Raw genomic sequence first — 383 nt, 5'->3', positions numbered from 1 at the left:
GGATAGGCTCATCGCCAACATCACCACTAAAATAGCTAATCTCTTCTGCTTTTAATGTTTGTTGTTGACCATCAACAGTAAATGTGAGGGCTTCATTTTTTGCTATTAACACGATTTGTTCGATAACATCACTTTGCTCTTTGCCTAATGCAACTAAGCGAGTGCCTCGACCTTTCTTATTCATCTCATTTAGATGTTCTGCAGATATCGCCAGAATACGTGTTTTATCGGTGATAATAACTAACCAATGTTGATTGTTTTTCTTTTCTGCATCGACTAAGAAAGGCGCTAGCAATTCTGTTTCATCTGAAACCGTTAACAGCCCTTTACCGGTTTTATTTTTTGTCTCCATCTCTTCATAACTGAGTACAGAGCCATAACCC

At 38.4% G+C, this 383-nt stretch carries 1 protein-coding gene; it reads right to left on the bottom strand.

Going from position 1 to position 383, the window contains the following annotated elements; translation table 11 throughout:
- Nucleotides 1-383 (bottom strand): hypothetical protein (locus DK207_RS15675; protein ID WP_213066246.1); only part of this gene is annotated, 383 nt, incomplete at both ends.

It is taken from the genome of Acinetobacter haemolyticus (assembly GCF_900406815.1).
GTDB classification, from domain to species: domain Bacteria; phylum Pseudomonadota; class Gammaproteobacteria; order Pseudomonadales; family Moraxellaceae; genus Acinetobacter; species Acinetobacter haemolyticus_A.
This window is presented reverse-complemented; position numbering and strand designations above follow the sequence as displayed.